Raw genomic sequence first — 16,682 nt, forward strand, 5'->3', positions numbered from 1 at the left:
TACCATGCGGGGTTTCGTCAACGGAAGAATCATCGCGTGCAGAACCACGAAGTCAGCGCAGACGATGCGCCGCCCAAGGCGCAGCGCGGGATCCAGAGTGTCGAGGTCGGCGGCCGGCTGCTCGACGCGCTCGCGCGCCGGCGCAAGCCGCTCGGACTGTCCGAGCTGGCCGCGGCGGCCGACCTGTCGACCGCGCAGGCGCACACCTATCTCGTCAGCCTGACCCGGCTCGCGCTCGTGAAGCGCGACGCGCTCACCGGCAACTACGAGCCGGGCCCGTTGTCGCTGCGGCTCGGGCTGATGTCGATCGAGCGCCAGCCGGCCTATCGCGCGACGCTGCCGCACGCGGCGCGACTCGCGGAAGCGGTCGGCCTGAGCGTCGCGCTGTCGGTGCCGGGCGCGCTCGGGCCGACGATCGTGCGCATCGAGCACGGCGGTTATCCGCTGCACGTGAACCTGCATGTCGGTTCGGTGATGTCGCTCGACACGACGGCCACCGGCCGCGTGTTCCGCGCGTTCGGCGACCCCGCGCAACTCCGCGCGATGGCCGCCAGCCAGGCCGGCGCGGCCGACACGCTTGCGGGCGGCGAGCAGCCCGTGCCGGACACCGGCGTGCCGCAGGCCGAGCTCGACGCGATCCGCGTACGCGGGATCGAGCGCGGCGTCGACCTGCCGAGCCCCGGCGTCAGCGCGATGTGCGTGCCGGTGTTCGACGCGGCGGGTGCGCTGCAGCTCGCGTTGACGGTGATCGGTTCGACAGGCTCGATCGACGTCGCGTGGGATGGCCCGATCGCGGCGGCACTGCGCGACGCGGCACGGCAGGCGAGCGCATCGCTCGGCGCGGCGCACGATGCCCCGTCGCCCGCACCCGGCGCAGCCCCGGCCGCTCCGCGCGTGCCGCCCGCGCTGGCCGACGATGCGAAGGCGCAGCGCGGGATCAACGCGCTCGACAGCACCGGCGAGCTGCTGCTCGCGCTGGTGTCGGCGGGCCGCGCGCTGCCGCTGCGCGATCTCGCGGCGGCGGCCGGCATGCCGGCCGCGAAGGCTTTTCCGCATCTCGTCAGCCTGCAGAAGATCGGCCTGCTGAGCCGCGACGACGCCGGCTGCTTCGGCGGCGGCCCGCTCGGGCAGGCGCTCGGCCTGATCGCGATGCAGCGCGTGTCGCCGACGCGCGACGCGGAAGCCGAGATCGTCGCGCTGGCCGGCGCGACCGACATGAGCGTGGCGGCCGCGACGCTCGGGCCGCTCGGCCCGACGGTGATCCGCCTCGAGGAATCGGCGCGGCCGCAGCACGTGAGCCTTCAGGTCGGCACCGTGATGTCGCTCGTCAATACGGCGATCGGCCGGATCTTCGCGGCCGGCATGTCCGACGACGTGCTGGCCGACCTGCTCGCCGACGAGCCCGTGCGCCTCGCGGGCCGCATCGCCCCGCCGACCGACGACGCATTCCGGGCGCGGCTCGCGACGATCCGCGCGGACGCGCTCGATTTCGCGTTCGACGCACCGGTGCCGGGCATCGGGACGGTCGCCGCGCCCGTGTTCGATCACACCGGCAGCATCCGGCTCGTGATCGCGATCATCGGTTCGTCGCGCGGCTTCCCGCGCGGGCCGGACAGCGATCTCGCGCAGGCGTTGCTCGCCGCGACGCGGCGGCTGTCGTGGCGGTTCGGGTGGATCGGCCCGTAAGCCGACGCCCGCTCCCGCTATCCTCCGCAGCGCCCGAATCCCCCTCTCTTGTTCGATGCGAGGCCGTGCCGGCACGGCCTCGTCGCGCCGGCACGGCCGCGCCAAGGCACCCGATATTCATGTTGCGAAGCAGCAACACAAATTGTCAGTAATTCTCATATAACGAAATCGCCTTTCACAAGGCGGAGGCGTTTCGCTATGATTAGGGTTATCCCTAACTCGCCACCTATATGGGGCTTCGTCATGCAAACGTCTAATGTCTCCGACCGTTCCACCGAATCCGCTGGCTGGCTCGCACGTGTGGGCGAGCTGATTGCAGAAGCTTGGGCACTCCACCTCGAGACCTGCGAAGTCATCGCTGAAGCACACGCACGCCTGCCGCGCTGAGCGATACGACCGGCCAACAGCCGGCCGCACGATGCCGTCCTGATCCGCTTGCCCGGATGCGCGCCACAAGGCTGCGGCACCCGGCAACGCCTGGGGGCGGCAAACAATGTGGAAACCGGCACTAGTTGCCCCGGTTGAATGCGCTCCCGGTGCCGGGAGCGTGTCGAGGTCGCTTTGAAGCCGATGCCGGCGGCAATCCGCGTCGACGCGGTATCGAATCGGCTTCGGCGCGGTTCTGTCTGACGGTTGCCCGGGCGGGCAGCCGTTATCCAGCCAGCACGTGGGTAGTCCGGACCATCGCGGACGGAAGATTCATCCGCGTTGCCGGCCGCGGTACCGAACCGCGCCGCGCGCCTTGTCCTCCGCCCGATCGCCGGCTTTCTCCGCGCATACGCGCAGCCACAAGCGCCGTCGTTTCAACGACGGCCGCATCTCACCCCTGCCTTCCTCACACCTGAATCGACGGCACGTCCTTCATGCAGCGCAGTGCAAACATCGAGCGGCTGTGACGGATGCTCGAAATCTTGTACAGCTTTTCGCGCAGGAAGCGCTCGTAGCCGGCCGTGCCGTCCACCGCGACCTTGATCCAGTAGTCGTACTCGCCCGACACCAGATACGCCTCGAGCACCTCGGGCAGCGCGGCGAGCTCCTCGCCGAAGCGGGCGAGCGCGTCGTCCTCGTGGCGATCGAGCGTGACTTCGAGGATCACGATGTCCGCATAACCCAGCTTCCGCTGGTTGACGAGCGCGACATAACCGTCGATGTAGCCGTCCACCTCGAGTTGCCGTGTGCGGTTCCAGCACGCGGTGGTCGACATGCCGATCTGTTCGGCCAGTTCGGCGTTCGACAGGCGCGCATTTTTCTGCAGTGCACCCAGGATCTTGCGGTCCTGGCTGTCGAGCGTTTTCGGCGAGCGTTCACGTGTGGCCATGGCAGGAAGAATCTTCTACTGAAAAGCGCGATTCTATCTGAACGACATTCCGGATTTGTGTCGGTTTGTGTGGAAATGCGGAAGCCTTTTAATCCGGCCCCTTGATATATTTTCCCCATGCCTGTTGTCCGGCACGCTCCCCGCGACAACCCCTTCGCAGCGGGACGCACGGCCGCAATCACGAGTTGCGGTGCCGGCCAGCAGGCATGCGATTCCCCGCCGCCCGCGCGCCTATCCGGCCGCGCGGCTTCGGCGCCCGTGTTCCTGTTCCTGCCCTACCCGTCATGTCGTTCAGGCTTTACCTCTCGTTTCTCGCTGCTTCCGCCGTTCTCGTCTACGCTCCCGGCCCCGTCAACCTCCTCACCATGAACCACGCACTGCGCGCCGGCTGGCGCCGCGCGCTGCCGTGCGTCTGGGGCGGCACGCTCGCCGTGCTGCTGCAACTCGCGCTGACCGCGCTGTGCCTGAATTCGCTCGTGCATCTCGACGAGCGCGCGCTGACCGTGCTGCGCTGGGCCGGCGCAGCCTACCTCGTCTGGCTCGGCTGCAAGCAATGGCTCAGCCGCACGCCGGCCGGCGCGTCCGCTACGGCCGGGCCCGCCGGGACGGCAACGCCGGAGGCCGACTCGCACCGCGCGCTGTTCTGGCGCGGCCTCGCGACCTCGGGGCTGAATCCGAAAACGCTGCTGTTCTTCCCGTCGTTCTTCCCGCAGTTCATCGTCCCGGACGCCGACTGGAGCCTGAACCAGCAGTTCCTGCTGCTCTCGGCGACCTTCGCGGTGCTGTTCGCGGGCGGCGTCGCGTCGATGGCGCTGTTCTCGCACCGGCTGAGCCGCGCACTGCAGCGGCCCGCGCGGATGCGCGCGATGAACCGCGTCACGGGCGGGCTGCTCGTCGGGATGGGCGCGATCATGGCCGGCTGGAACTGAACGGCCGCCGCTGCGCGGGTTGTCGCCACCGCCGCCGGGCCCCGCGAAAAAGCAGCCGATCGCGGAATGCTTTAGGGTAGCGCCTGGTTCGTTGGACATGCCCGGCCTGCCGGGCGACTGAATGAAGCACGTCACTACCCGCCTGCGGCGCCTGTTCGCGCCGATCGGCCTGCATTGGTATCTCGCCCTTCTCCTCGCGCTCGATGCACTGATGGTGCTGCGCCCGGTCGTCGACAACGCGAAGCTCGGCCGCCACGGTGCGTGGCTCGCCGATGCGCTGAACCTCGTCGACAACGCGGGGCTCGTCGTGCTGCCGCAGGTCGTGATCGCGGCCGGCCTCGCGACCATGGCCATCGGCATCTTGCTGCGCGCGCGCGTCGCGTGGGTGCTGTCGATCCTGCTGCTGGTCGCGGCCGCCGCGCTCAGCGCGCTCGGCGGCTATCCGAGCCACGGCGTGTTCGCCTACACGGCCGTGCTGGTCGTCGCGCTGCTTTATTACTGGCGGCATTTCGACCGCGCGAGCATCGCCGCGAGCAGCCTGTTCGCGTTGCTGAGCATCGTGTCGCTGCTGATCTACGCCACCTTCGGCGTGCTGTACCTCGGCGACGAATTCACGCCGCCCGTCCACGACCTCGCCACCGCCGTCTATTTCTCGATCGTGTCGATGTCGACGGTCGGCTACGGCGACATCGTTCCGCACGCGCCGACCGCGCGCCTGTTCACCGCCTCGGTGATCGTGCTCGGCATCACGGTGTTCGCGACGTCGATCAGCGCGGTCGTCGGCCCCGTGATCGGCGGCAATCTGAAACGGATCGTCAAGGGAGGCATTTCGAACGTGATCCGCAAGCATCATTTCCTGATCGTCGGCGCGACGCCCGTCGCGCATGCGGTACACGACGGACTGCGCAAGCGCGGTTACGCGGTGACCGTCGTCGTGCCGGCCGGCGTCGAGCACAACTACGCGGCGGCGACCGACCTGATCGTCGGCGACGCGACCGACCATGCGGTGCTCGAAAGCGCCGGCGCGGCGACCGCGCGCGCGGTGCTCGCGCTGCGCTCCGACGACGCCGAGAACGCGTTCATCATCCTCGCGATCCGCGAGATCGCGCCGTCGGTGCGCACGGTCGCGCTCGTGAACCAGCAGCGCAATCTCGAACGGCTGCGCCTCTTGAAGCCCGACATGGTGTTTTCGCCGCAGCAGCTCGCGGGCGAACTGCTCGCGAGCACGCTCAACGACGAACCGGTCGACAAGTCGATGATCTCGCACCTGCTGTTCGGCACGGCCGATGCCGCATGACCTGTCGGGCCCGTGACCGCATGGCCTCGTGACCGCGTGACCGCATGACCCGCGGCGGCCGGCATGCGCCCGGTACAATCGCGCGATGTCCGAATTGCTCACTTACGGCGGCCTGTTCGCCGTGTCGATGGTCGCCGCGACCCTGTTCCCGCTCCAGTCCGAAGCCGTGCTCGCCGGCCTGCTGCTTGCCGGGCGCGAACCCGTATGGGCGCTGGTGCTCGTCGCGAGCGTCGGCAACGTCGCCGGCTCCGCGATCAACTGGGCGCTCGGGCGCGGCATCGAGCACTTCCGCGCGCGCCGCTGGTTTCCCGTCAAGCCCGCCGCGCTCGCACGCGCCGAGCGCTGGTATGCGCGTTATGGCCGCTGGTCGCTGCTGCTCAGCTGGGCGCCCGTGATTGGCGATCCGCTGACGATGATCGCCGGCGTGCTGCGCGAGCCGCTGCCGAGCTTTCTCGCGATCGTGACGATCGCGAAGGTCGGCCGTTACCTGGCCGTCGCGTGGCTCGTCACGCACTGACACCCGCGCTCCCGCCGCACCTGCCGGCGTCGCCATCGACGACGCGCCGCTAAAGAATTCGCCGCTGCTGCCGTATTAAGGTCGATCAGCGGTGACGCGTGCGTTCCGCCCCTCTCCCTCCCCACTCAGGACGTTTCATGAGATTGACCCAATTGGGCCGGGTGAGCGTCGGCGCGCGTCTTGCCGCGCTGGCGTGCGCGCTCGTCGCCCTGCTGTTTACCGTGTTCGCATGGACGCTCGCCCATTTCGCCGGCCGGCAACTCGCCGAAGAGGCGCACCTGCGGATCGCCGACAACGAGCAGTCGATCCGCGCGATGGTCGACCTGTTCGACAAGGCGCTGACCGCCGAAGCCGATCGCTCGATGTCGCTGTTCTCGAGCTTTCTGCCGGCCGAGTTCTCGATCGACCCGGCGCGCACCGTCGACATCGGCGGCGTCGCCGCGCCAACGCTCCTCGCGGGCGGCCAGCCGCTCGACCTCGACTATTCGATTCCCGACCAGTTCCTGAAGAAAAGCGGCGCGATCGCGACGATCTTCGCGCGCGACGGCGACGATTTCGTGCGCATCACGACATCGCTGAAGAAGCAGGACGGCGCGCGCGCCGTCGGCACGAAGCTCGACCGTGCGGGCCCCGCGTACGCCCCGCTCGTCGCCGGACGCGTGTACACCGGCCTCGCGAAGCTGTTCGGGCGGCCGTACATCACGCAATACAAGCCGGTGACCGATGCGACCGGCCGCGTGATCGGCGCGCTGTTCGTCGGCCTCGACATCGGCGCCGAACTCAAGCTCGTCGAGGACGGCATCCGCTCGCTGAAGATCGGCAGCAACGGCTACTACTTCGTGCTCGACGCATCGCAGGGCCCGTCGCGCGGCACCTTCGTCGTGCATCCCGATGCGGCCGGCGCGCCTGCCGACGATACGCGCGCGCCCTACGCGCAGATGCTCGCGGCCGGCGCGGGACAGCTCGCGTACACGTCGATCGACCCGGCCGCGCACGACAGCGGGCCCACCGCGAAATTCGTGTCGTTCACGACGATTCCGCAGTGGCAGTGGCTCGTCGGTGGCATTGCGCTCGACGACGAACTGCTCGCCGGCATGCGCGCCACCCGCAACCGCTTCCTGATGATCGGCGCGTTGCTCGTCGCGGCGTTCGCGACGCTGTTCGTCATCGTGGTCCGCCGTGTCGTGAGCCGGCCGCTCGATGCGGCGGCACGGGCTTCCGAGCGTTATGCGGCGGGCGATCTCAGCGTGCGCATCCGCGATGACGCAGCCATGCGCGGCCACGCGGGCCACGCCGGCAATGACGAGATCGGCCGGCTCGTACAGGCCGTCGACGGGATCGGCGACGGCCTCGCCCGGATCGTCGAGCAGGTGCGCAACAGCTCGGCCGACATCGCGCGCGGCACGGTCGACATCGCGGCCGGCAGCGGCGACATGGCCGCGCGGATCGCGACGCAGGCGAGCAGCGTCGAACAGACAGCCGCCAGCATGGAGCAGATCACCGCCGCCGTGCAGCAGAGCGCCGAGCACGCGGCGCAGGCCAACGCGCTGGTCGCCCACGCGTCGGCCGCCGCGACGAACGGCGACGCCGCGGTGCAGCGCGTGGTCGCGACGATGGACGACATCGGCCGCGCAACACGCCGGATCGCCGAGATCACGGGCACGATCGAGGGCATCGCGTTCCAGACCAACATCCTGGCGCTGAACGCGGCCGTCGAGGCCGCGCGCGCGGGCGAACACGGCAAGGGCTTCGCGGTGGTCGCGGCCGAGGTGCGCACGCTCGCGCAGCGCAGCGCGGCTGCCGTGAAGGAGATCGACGCGCTGAGCGCCGAATCGTCGACGACCGTCGAACAGGGTTACCGGATCGCGGACGCCGCGCGCGGCACGATGCGCGACATCGTCGCGCGCGTCGACCAGGTCAGCACGCTGATCGGCGAGATCAGCGCCGCGTCGCGCGAACAATCGACCGGCATCGAACAGGTGAACCTGGCCGTCACGCAGATCGGCGACGCGACGCAGCGGAATGCCTCGCTGATCTCGGACGCCGAACGCGCGGCCGTCGCGCTGCGCGACCAGGCCGCGCAGTTGGCGGACGCGGTCAGCGTGTTCCGCCTCGAGCGGGACGCGTGACCGGAGACGGACGATCGGCCAGGGCCGGGCGGCTCGCCTACTTCTTGTCGCCCGCCAGGTCGATCGCCTTGTCCGAGCCGACCGCGTTGCGCAGCTGGAATTTCTGGATCTTGCCGGTCGACGTCTTCGGCAGCTCGCCGAAGCGCACGACCTTCGGCACCTTGAAGCCCGCGAGCAACTGCCGGCAATGCGCGACGATCTCCGCTTCGGTCGCGCTCGCGCCTTCGCGCAGCTCGACGAACGCGCACGGCACCTCGCCCCATTTCGGGTCGGGCATCGCGACGACGGCGGCGACCGCCACGGCCGGATGCCGGTACAGCGCATCCTCGACCTCGATGCTCGAGATGTTCTCGCCGCCCGAGATGATGATGTCCTTCTTGCGATCCTTGATCCGGATATAGCCGTCCGGCGTCAGCACCGCAAGATCGCCGGTATGGAACCAGCCGCCGTGGAACGCGTCGTCGGTCGCCTTCGGGTTCTTCAGGTAGCCCTTCATGCAGATGTTGCCGCGGAACATGATCTCGCCGAGCGTCTCGCCGTCGGCCGGCACCGGCGCCATCGTGTCGGGATCGAGCACCGTCGCGCCCGCTTCCAGGTGGTAGCGCACGCCCTGGCGCGCATTGAGCCGCGCACGCTCCTCATCGGGCAGTTCCTCCCAATGCGCCTGCTTCGCGCACACGGTCGCCGGGCCGTAGACCTCGGTCAGCCCGTACACGTGCAGCAGGTCGAAGCCGATCTCCTTCATCTTCGCGATCACGGCCGGCGCGGGCGCCGCGCCCGCCACCATCGCGTGCACCGTGTGGTCGATGCCGGCGCGGAATTCGGCCGGCGCGTTCGCGATCGCGCTCTGCACGATCGGCGCGCCGCAGTAGTGCGTGATGCGTTCGCGGCGAATCAGGTCGAACACCGTCTTCGCGTCGAACTTGCGCAGGCAGACGTTCACGCCCGCGCGCGCCGCGACGGCCCACGGGAAGCACCAGCCGTTGCAGTGGAACATCGGCAGCGTCCACAGGTAGACGGCATGCTTCGGCATGTCCCATTCGAGGATGTTGCTGATCGCCGCGAGATACGCGCCGCGATGGTGGTAGACGACGCCCTTCGGGTCGCCGGTCGTGCCGGACGTGTAGTTCAGCGCGATCGCGTCCCATTCGTCGGCGGGCGGGGTCCACGCGTAGTCGGCGTCGCCGCTTGCCACGAGCGCCTCGTAGTCGGTCGCGCCCGCGAAGCGGGCGGGGTCCGCCGGCATCGCATCGGCCACGCTGACGATCTTCAGGCCCGGCACCTCGAGCGCCGCGCGATGCGCGAATTCCGCATACTCGGTGTCGACGATCAGCACCTTCGCCTCGCCATGGCGCAGCATGAACAGCACCGACGACACGTCGAGCCGCGTGTTGATCGTGTTCAGCACGGCGCCGGCCATCGGCACGCCGAAGTGCGCCTCGACCATCGCCGGGATGTTCGGCAGCATCGCCGCGACCGTGTCGCCGCGGCCGACGCCGAGCCGCGCGAGCGCGCTCGCCAGCTGCTTCGCGCGCGTGTAGGTCTCGCCCCAGGTGCGCCGCACGTCGCCGTGCACGATCGCGAGGCGCTCGCCGTAGACTTCGGCCGTCCTGACCAGGAAGTCGATCGGGGTGAGCGGCACGTAATTGGCGTCGCGGCGGCCGAGTCCGGCCTCGAACATCTGCGTCATGATCCTGTCTCCCGTGTTCTGTCGACCGGGGCGCTTCCACCCCGGATCGTTTTGATGTGGTTCAATTGCCGACAGCCTAACGGGCGCTATTGTGAGCCGTCTGTCATCGAAACGACAGAGTGCCTTTCCCGCGCTGCGCGTTATCCCTATCCTCGCAAACCCGCACCCATGCACGACCCTCTCGCCGCACCGCCCGACGCGCCCGCCCACCCGGCCGACGCCCTTTCCGCACCGGGCCCGCTGCCGGCGCTGTCCACGCTGTTCGGCCAGTGCGCGTGGTTCCGCACGCTCGCGCCCGAACACCAGGCGCTCGTGCTCGCGCAATCGCGCGTCGAGCAGTGCGAGGCCGGCGACGTGATCGCCCATCGGCTCGCGCCGTCCGAATACTGGATCGGCGTGCATCGCGGGCTGCTGAAGCTCGCGATCTTCAACGCGTCCGGGCGCGGCTGCACGTTCTCCGGCGTGCCGTCGGGCGGCTGGTTCGGCGAAGGCAGCGTGATCAAGCGCGAGCTGCGCAAGTACGAGGTCGTCGCGATCCAGCGCTCGACCGTGCTGTTCGTGCCGGTCGACACGTTCCACGCGCTGCTCGACACGAGCCTGCCGTTCACGCGCTTCGTGATTCATCAGTTGAACAACCGGATGGGCGAATTCATCGCGTCGATCCAGAACAGCCGGCTGCTGGACGTCGACGCACGCGTCGCGCAGTCGCTCGCGCAGCTGTTCAATCCCGACCTGTACCCGGACACCGGCCCGTCGCTGTCGATCTCGCAGGAGGAACTGGGGATGCTCGTCGGCGTGTCGCGGCAGCGGATCAACCAGGCGCTGCAGCAGCTCGAGAAACTCGGCGTGCTGCGGCTCGCGTACAACCAGATCGACGTCGTCGACCTCGGTGCGCTCGCGCGTGTCGGGATGGAGCAGATTTGAGCACGGGCCCATGAGCGGAACCGCCGCAGGCGCAGCCGGCCCGTCCGGTATCGCGACCGTTTTGCGGCCGGCGCGCCGCGCGGCGTTTCCTCTGCCGAATCGGCGCCGGGCCGCCCCGCCGCAACCTGACAATTCCGCCAGTTTCGTGACAGTAACCCGTTCCACGCCGACGCCTATCATGCGGGTTCCCTTCACCGATGCCTGATCACCGCCTGTCCCGCTGCCTCCATGTGGATCGTCAATCTTGCGCTCAGGCGCCCCTACACGTTCATCGTCATGGCCATCATGATCGTGCTGGCCACCCCGCTTGCGCTGATGCGCACGCCGGTCGACGTGCTGCCCGCGATCAACATCCCCGTGATCAGCGTCATCTGGAATTACAGCGGCTTCTCCGCGACGGAGATGACGAACCGCATCACGTCCGTGCATGAACGGATCCTGACGACGACCGTCAACAACATCCAGCACGTCGAATCGACGTCGCTGCCCGGCATCGCGGTCGTGAAGGTGTTCCTGCAACCGGGCGCGAACGTGCAGACGGCGATCGCGCAGACGGTCTCGTCCGCGCAGGCGATCGTGCGGCAGATGCCGCAGGGCGCGACACCGCCGCTCGTGATCACCTATTCGGCCTCGAGCATTCCGGTGATCCAGCTCGGGCTGTCGAGCAAGACGCTCAGCGAACAGTCGCTCGCCGACATCGCGCTCAACTTCCTGCGCCCGCAGCTGATCACGGTGCCGGGCGTGCAGATCCCGTTCCCGTACGGCGGCCGCACGCGCGTGGTCGCGATCGACCTCGATCCGCAGGCGCTGCTCGCGAAGGGGCTCACCCCCGCCGACATCGTCAACGCGGTCAACGCGCAGAACCTCGTGCTGCCGACCGGCACCGCGAAGATGGGCCAGACCGAATACCGGATCGACACCAACGCATCGGCCGATACGGTCGCCGACATCAACAACCTGCCGGTCCAGACCGTCAACGGCGCGACGACCTATCTGCGCGAGGTCGCATCGGTACGCGACGGTTTCGCGCCGCAGACCAACGTCGTGCGCCAGAACGGCCAGCGCGGCGTGCTCATCTCGATCCTGAAAAGCGGCGACGCGTCGACGCTCAAGGTCGTGTCGGACCTGAAGGCGCTGCTGCCGAAGGTGATCCCGACACTGCCCGAAGGGCTCACGATCACGCCGCTGTTCGACCAGTCGGTGTTCGTCGACGCGGCCGTCCAGGGCGTGATCCACGAAGCGCTGATCGCCGCCGTGCTGACCGCGATGATGATCCTGCTGTTCCTCGGCAACTGGCGCAGCACGCTGATCATCGCGATCTCGATTCCGCTGTCGATCTTCACGTCGCTGATCGCGCTGTCCGCGCTCGGCGAGACCATCAACATCATGACGCTCGGCGGGCTCGCGCTCGCGGTCGGGATCCTGGTCGACGATGCGACGGTGACGATCGAGAACATCGAGCGGCACCTGCACCTCGGCACGAACCTGCATGACGCGATCCTCGAAGGCGCCGGCGAGATCGCGGTGCCCGCGTTCGTGTCGACGCTGTGCATCTGCATCGTGTTCGTGCCGATGTTCTTCCTCACGGGCGTCGCGCGTTTCCTGTTCGTGCCGCTCGCGGAAGCCGTCGTGTTCGCGATGCTCGCGTCGTACGTGCTGTCGCGCACGCTGGTGCCGACGCTCGCGATGCTGCTGTTCCGCCCGCAGCAGGCGAGCGCCGGCCCGGATCGTTCGACGTCGCGCTTCGCACGCATCCATCACGCGTTCAACGAAGCGTTCGAGCGGCTGCGCGCGTGGTACATCGTGCTGCTCAGCATCCTGCTGGTACGCCGCCGCTTCTACGCGACGTGCTTCCTCGGCTTCTGCGTGCTGTCGACCGGCCTCGTGTTCGTGCTCGGCCGCGACTTCTTCCCGAACGCCGATTCGGGCAACATCCGCCTGCACATGCGCGCGCCGACCGGTTACCGGATCGAGGAAACCGCGCGCCTCGCCGACCAGGTCGAGCGCGTGATCCGCGAAACCGTGCCGCCCGACGAGCTCGGCGCGATCGTCGACAACCTCGGCCTGCCGGTGAGCGGCATCAACCTGTCGTACAGCAACGCCGGCACGATCGGCACGCTCGACGGCGAGCTGCTGATCGCGCTGAAGCCCGGCCACCGCGCGACCCAGCACTACGTGCAGGCACTGCGCACGGTGCTGCCCGAGCGCTTCCCGGGCGTCGAGTTCTTCTTCCAGCCGTCGGACATCATCACGCAGATCCTCAACTTCGGCCAACCGGCCGCGATCGACCTGCAGGTGCTCGGCAACGATCTCGCGAGTAACATGACTATCGCGAGCAGCCTGATGAAAAAGTTCAGGCAAATCCCCGGCGCCGTCGACGTGCACGTGCTGCAACGCAACGACGAGCCGACCCTGCTGGCCGACATGGACCGTACGCGCATGCAGCAGCTCAATCTCTCCGCGCAGAACGTCGCGCAGAACATGCTGATCTCCCTGTCCGGCAGCTCGCAGACGACGCCGTCGTTCTGGATCAACCCGCGCACCGGCGTCCAGTACCCGCTGCAGATCCAGACCCCGCAATACAACATCTCGTCGGTCGACGACCTGCTCGGCACGCCGATCTCGGCGAGCGGCCGCACGGGCATGCCGCTGCAACTGCTCGGCAACCTCGTGCAGGTGCGCAGCACCGCGAACCCGGCCGTGATCACGCACTACAACATCCGCCCGGCGATCGACGTGTACGTGAGCGTCGAGGGCCGCGACCTCGGCGCGGTCGCGGGCGAGATCGACCGCATCGTGTCGGACGCGCGCGCGACGCTGCCGCGCGGCACCGAGCTGACGATGCGCGGCCAGATCGAGACGATGCGCACGTCGTACCTCGGCCTCGGTGCGGGCGTCGCGATGGCGATCGTGCTCGTCTACCTGCTGATCGTCGTCAATTTCCAGTCGTGGCTCGACCCGCTGATCATCATCAGCGCGATGCCGGCCGCGCTCGCCGGCATCGTGTGGATGCTGTTCATCACCGGCACGCACCTGAGCGTGCCCGCGCTGACGGGCGCGATCATGACGGTGGGCGTCGCGACCGCGAACAGCATCCTGGTCGTGTCGTTCGCGCGCCAGCGTCTCGAAGCCGGCGCGCCGCCGCTCACGGCCGCGCTGGAGGCCGGCGCGACGCGGATCCGGCCGGTGCTGATGACGGCGCTCGCGATGATCATCGGGATGGTGCCGATGGCGCTCGGTCTCGGCGAAGGCGCCGAGCAGAACGCGCCGCTGGGCCGCGCGGTGATCGGCGGGCTGCTGTTCGCGACCGTTTCGACGCTGCTGTTCGTGCCGCTCGTGTTCGGCGGCGTGCATGCGCGGCTGGCCCGCCGGCGCGCGCGCCAGGCCGGACACTGACTTTCGTCCCCTTTCGTCCCACTACCCGGTTGAATTGGTTGAATTCATGGAAGAGAAACATCACAGCGCCGTCGGCATCCAGGTGGACGAACACGGCATGCACCTGCCGACACGCACGTCGGTGTCGCGACGCGGACGCATCGTCCTGATCGTGATCGGCGTGCTGCTGGCCGCCGGCGCCGCGCGCACGATCGTCGTCAACGTGCTGAACCGCAACCGGCTCGACACGGTCGCCGAGCAGAACACGCGCCAGTACGTGACCGTCGCGCATCCGGTCGATGCGGCCACCGGCGGCAAGCTGTCGCTGCCCGGCACGCTGCGCGGCTTCGTCGAGGCGCCGATCTATGCACGCGCGAGCGGCTACGTGCTGCGCTGGCAGGCCGACATCGGCGCGCACGTGAAGCAGGGCCAGGTGCTCGCCGAACTCGACACGCCCGAGCTGAACCAGGAACTCGCGCAGGCCACCGCGCAGCGCCAGCAGGCGCAAGCCGCGCTCGCGCTCGCGAAGACGTCGTTCGACCGCGCGCAGCAGTTGCGCCAGCGCGATGCCGTCTCGCAGCAGGAACTCGACGACCGGCAAGGCGCGTTCAACCAGGGCACCGCGAACCTCGCCGCGGCCGACGCGAACATGCGCCGCCTCACCGAGCTGAAAGGCTTCCAGCGGATCGTCGCGCCGATCGACGGGATCGTCACGCAGCGCAACGTCGACGTCGGCGATCTCGTCAGCTCCGGCAATGCGGGCCGTTCGCTGTTCACGGTCGTGCAGGCCGACCGGCTGCGCCTCTACGTGCAGGTGCCGCAGGCGTACGCGCAGCAGGTGAAGGTCGGCCAGCACGTGAGCGTCGCACAGGCCGAGCTGCCGGGCCGGACGTTCGACGGGACGATCACGCGCACGTCCGAGGCGATCGACGTCGCGACGCGCTCGCTGCAGATCGAGATCACGCTGCCGAACCCGGACGGGCGGCTGCTGCCCGGCGCCTACGTGCAGGCCACGTTGCCGATGACGCCGGTCGGCCGCCTGCAGGTGCCGGCCAATACGTTGCTGTTCCGCGCCGAAGGCCCGACGGTCGCGACGGTCGATGCGAACGGCCAGGTGCGCCTGAAACAGGTGACGGTCGTGCGCACGATCGGGCAGACGCTCGAAGTCGACGGCCCGCTCACGCCGAACGACCGTCTCGTCACGAACCCGAGCGACGCGCTCGCCAACGGCGATCAGGTGATCGTCTCGGCGCCGGCCGCGAAACCGGCATCGAGCGCCGCGGAGGCGAAGTCGTGATCGCGATGCGCATCCGCCGGCGGCCCGCCGCCGTCTCCGCCACCGCCGTTGCGCTCGCCGCCGCCCTCGCCGGCTGCACGGTCGGCCCCGACTACCGGCGGCCCGACGTCGCCACGCCGGCCGCGTGGCGGCTCGATCCGGCCGATGCGTACTGGCACCCGGCCGCGCCGGCCCGCGCGCCGCTCGACCCGGCATGGTGGACCGCGTTCGGCGATCCGCAGCTCGATGCGCTGGAAGCCGAAGCGCTGCGCAACAACCAGAACCTGAAGGCCGTCGCCGCGCGCTACGACCAGGCGAAGGCGACACTCGCGTCGGTCGCCTCGGCGCAGTATCCGGCCGTCGGCCTGAACGCGAGCGGCCAGCGCTTCAAGATCTCGGCAGACCGGCCGCAGACCAACTACGCGACGCAGAGCGCGTCGACCGTGCAGAACGACGTCCAGGTCGGCGCGAGCGTCAGCTACGAGCTCGACCTGTTCGGCCGCGTGCGGCGCAGCGTCGAATCGGCGCAGGCCACCACCGAACAGGCGCGCGACGATTTCGCGAACGCGCGCCTGGTGCTGACCGCCGATCTCGCGTCGAGCTATTTCGCGCTGCGCGAATTCGACACCGAGATCGACGTCGTCAAGCGCTCGATCGACCTGCAGCAGAAGGCGCTCGACTACGTGAGCGCGCGGCACGACCTCGGCGCGGTGTCGGGCCTCGACCTGCTGCAGCAGCGCGCGCAGCTCGACGCGACGCGCACCCAGGCGCAGTTGCTGCTCCAGCAGCGCGTGCAGGTCGAAGCCGCGATCGCGACACTGGTCGGCACGCCGGCCCCCACCTTCTCGATCGCGCCGCGCGTCGTGCCGATCAACGCGCCCGCGCTGCCGACCGGCCTGCCGAGCGACGTGCTGCAGCGGCGCCCCGACGTCGCGTCGGCCGAGCGCGCGATGGTCGCCGCGAATGCGCAGATCGGCGTCGCGCGCGCCGCGTATTTCCCGCGCATCACGCTGTCGCCCGACATCGGCTGGGACGCGACGCGCTTCGCCGGCCTGTTCACCGTCCCGGCGTTGCTGTGGTCGGTCGGCGGGTCGCTCAGCCAGCCGCTGTTCGAAGGCGGCAAGCTGAAAGCCGGCGTCGATTTCGCGCAGGCCGGCTATGTCGCCGCGCAGGCCAATTACCGGCAGACCGTGCTCACCGCGTTCCAGGAGGTGCAGAATGCGGTCACCGGGTTGTCGGTGCTCGCGGAGGCCGCGCAGCAGGCCTCCGCGGCCGTCGACGACGCGCGCAAGCTCGTGTCGCTCGCGCAGGATCGCTACGCGGGCGGCCTGACGCCGTTCATCGACGTGCTGACGGCCGAGCAGCAGTTGCTGACGAGCGAACGGCAGGCCGTGCAGATCCAGGGCCAGCGCGCGGCGCTCGTCGTGTTTCTCGCGAAGGCGCTCGGCGGCGGCTGGGACGGCCAGGCAGCAAGCGGCCCGGCGCCGGCCGAGGTCGCCGCAGCCCCGGCACCGGCGCCCCCGGGCCCTTAACCGGATTAC

At 69.2% G+C, this 16,682-nt stretch carries 11 protein-coding genes; 9 read left to right on the top strand and 2 right to left on the bottom strand.

Annotated features, from left to right (window positions below; all coding sequences use genetic code 11):
- The first annotated feature begins 36 nt into the window (after positions 1-36).
- Positions 37-1,686, top strand: a complete 1,650-nt coding sequence (locus E9536_RS00780) for an IclR family transcriptional regulator C-terminal domain-containing protein (protein WP_136469092.1) — start codon at positions 37-39, stop codon at positions 1,684-1,686.
- Between the two features lie 835 nt (positions 1,687-2,521).
- Here E9536_RS00780 and E9536_RS00790 read toward each other — a convergent pair.
- Positions 2,522-3,004 carry an Lrp/AsnC family transcriptional regulator gene (locus E9536_RS00790; RefSeq protein WP_021159229.1) on the bottom strand — a complete coding sequence of 161 codons (483 nt, stop codon included), beginning with the start codon at positions 3,002-3,004 and terminating at the stop codon, positions 2,522-2,524.
- A gap of 284 nt (positions 3,005-3,288) precedes the next feature.
- Between E9536_RS00790 and E9536_RS00795 the strand changes: the two genes are divergently transcribed.
- The 4 genes from E9536_RS00795 (at position 3,289) to E9536_RS00810 (ending at position 7,876) form a co-directional block, all read left to right on the top strand.
- Positions 3,289-3,933 (top strand): LysE family translocator, encoded by a 645-nt coding sequence (locus tag E9536_RS00795; RefSeq protein ID WP_136469093.1) that lies wholly within the window; start codon positions 3,289-3,291, stop codon positions 3,931-3,933.
- A 121-nt stretch (positions 3,934-4,054) separates the two neighbouring features.
- Entirely contained in the window at positions 4,055-5,230 is a 1,176-nt protein-coding gene (kch, locus tag E9536_RS00800; protein ID WP_059694969.1) for a voltage-gated potassium channel protein, read from the top strand.
- 85 nt (positions 5,231-5,315) lie between these two features.
- The gene (locus E9536_RS00805; RefSeq protein WP_027791496.1) at positions 5,316-5,747 is read left to right on the top strand and encodes a YqaA family protein; all 432 of its coding nucleotides are present in this window, start codon (positions 5,316-5,318) and stop codon (positions 5,745-5,747) included.
- A 137-nt stretch (positions 5,748-5,884) separates the two neighbouring features.
- A complete protein-coding gene (locus tag E9536_RS00810; RefSeq protein ID WP_136469094.1) occupies positions 5,885-7,876 on the top strand; it encodes a methyl-accepting chemotaxis protein in 1,992 nt (663 codons plus the stop codon).
- 37 nt (positions 7,877-7,913) lie between these two features.
- Here the strand turns inward: E9536_RS00810 and E9536_RS00815 are convergent, their stop codons facing one another.
- A complete protein-coding gene (locus E9536_RS00815) occupies positions 7,914-9,566 on the bottom strand; it encodes an acyl-CoA synthetase (RefSeq protein ID WP_059694975.1) in 1,653 nt (550 codons plus the stop codon).
- 168 nt (positions 9,567-9,734) lie between these two features.
- On the opposite strand from E9536_RS00815, the gene E9536_RS00820 reads away from it, so the two are divergent.
- The 4 genes from E9536_RS00820 to E9536_RS00835 all read left to right on the top strand — a co-directional run bounded on the left by E9536_RS00820 (position 9,735) and on the right by E9536_RS00835 (position 16,673).
- Positions 9,735-10,490 carry a Crp/Fnr family transcriptional regulator gene (locus E9536_RS00820; protein ID WP_059814227.1) on the top strand — a complete coding sequence of 252 codons (756 nt, stop codon included), beginning with the start codon at positions 9,735-9,737 and terminating at the stop codon, positions 10,488-10,490.
- A gap of 228 nt (positions 10,491-10,718) precedes the next feature.
- Positions 10,719-13,886 (top strand): efflux RND transporter permease subunit, encoded by a 3,168-nt coding sequence (locus E9536_RS00825; protein WP_119338612.1) that lies wholly within the window; start codon positions 10,719-10,721, stop codon positions 13,884-13,886.
- Between the two features lie 46 nt (positions 13,887-13,932).
- A complete protein-coding gene (locus E9536_RS00830) occupies positions 13,933-15,162 on the top strand; it encodes an efflux RND transporter periplasmic adaptor subunit (RefSeq protein WP_021159238.1) in 1,230 nt (409 codons plus the stop codon).
- 5 nt (positions 15,163-15,167) lie between these two features.
- Entirely contained in the window at positions 15,168-16,673 is a 1,506-nt protein-coding gene (locus E9536_RS00835; protein WP_136469402.1) for an efflux transporter outer membrane subunit, read from the top strand.
- Positions 16,674-16,682: the final 9 nt, after the last annotated feature.

It is taken from the genome of Burkholderia sp. LS-044, assembly GCF_004803625.1.
GTDB classification, from domain to species: Bacteria; Pseudomonadota; Gammaproteobacteria; order Burkholderiales; family Burkholderiaceae; genus Burkholderia; species Burkholderia cepacia.

What these genes read in the sequence shown, in the direction of transcription:
- E9536_RS00790 (WP_021159229.1), bottom strand. Translation starts at nt 3,004, where the DNA reads ATGGCCACACGTGAACGCTCGCCGAAAACGCTCGACAGCCAGGACCGC.
- E9536_RS00795 (WP_136469093.1), top strand. Translation starts at nt 3,289, where the DNA reads ATGTCGTTCAGGCTTTACCTCTCGTTTCTCGCTGCTTCCGCCGTTCTC.
- kch (WP_059694969.1), top strand. Translation starts at nt 4,055, where the DNA reads ATGAAGCACGTCACTACCCGCCTGCGGCGCCTGTTCGCGCCGATCGGC.
- E9536_RS00805 (WP_027791496.1), top strand. Translation starts at nt 5,316, where the DNA reads ATGTCCGAATTGCTCACTTACGGCGGCCTGTTCGCCGTGTCGATGGTC.
- E9536_RS00810 (WP_136469094.1), top strand. Translation starts at nt 5,885, where the DNA reads ATGAGATTGACCCAATTGGGCCGGGTGAGCGTCGGCGCGCGTCTTGCC.
- E9536_RS00815 (WP_059694975.1), bottom strand. Translation starts at nt 9,566, where the DNA reads ATGACGCAGATGTTCGAGGCCGGACTCGGCCGCCGCGACGCCAATTAC.
- E9536_RS00820 (WP_059814227.1), top strand. Translation starts at nt 9,735, where the DNA reads ATGCACGACCCTCTCGCCGCACCGCCCGACGCGCCCGCCCACCCGGCC.
- E9536_RS00825 (WP_119338612.1), top strand. Translation starts at nt 10,719, where the DNA reads ATGTGGATCGTCAATCTTGCGCTCAGGCGCCCCTACACGTTCATCGTC.
- E9536_RS00830 (WP_021159238.1), top strand. Translation starts at nt 13,933, where the DNA reads ATGGAAGAGAAACATCACAGCGCCGTCGGCATCCAGGTGGACGAACAC.
- E9536_RS00835 (WP_136469402.1), top strand. Translation starts at nt 15,168, where the DNA reads ATGCGCATCCGCCGGCGGCCCGCCGCCGTCTCCGCCACCGCCGTTGCG.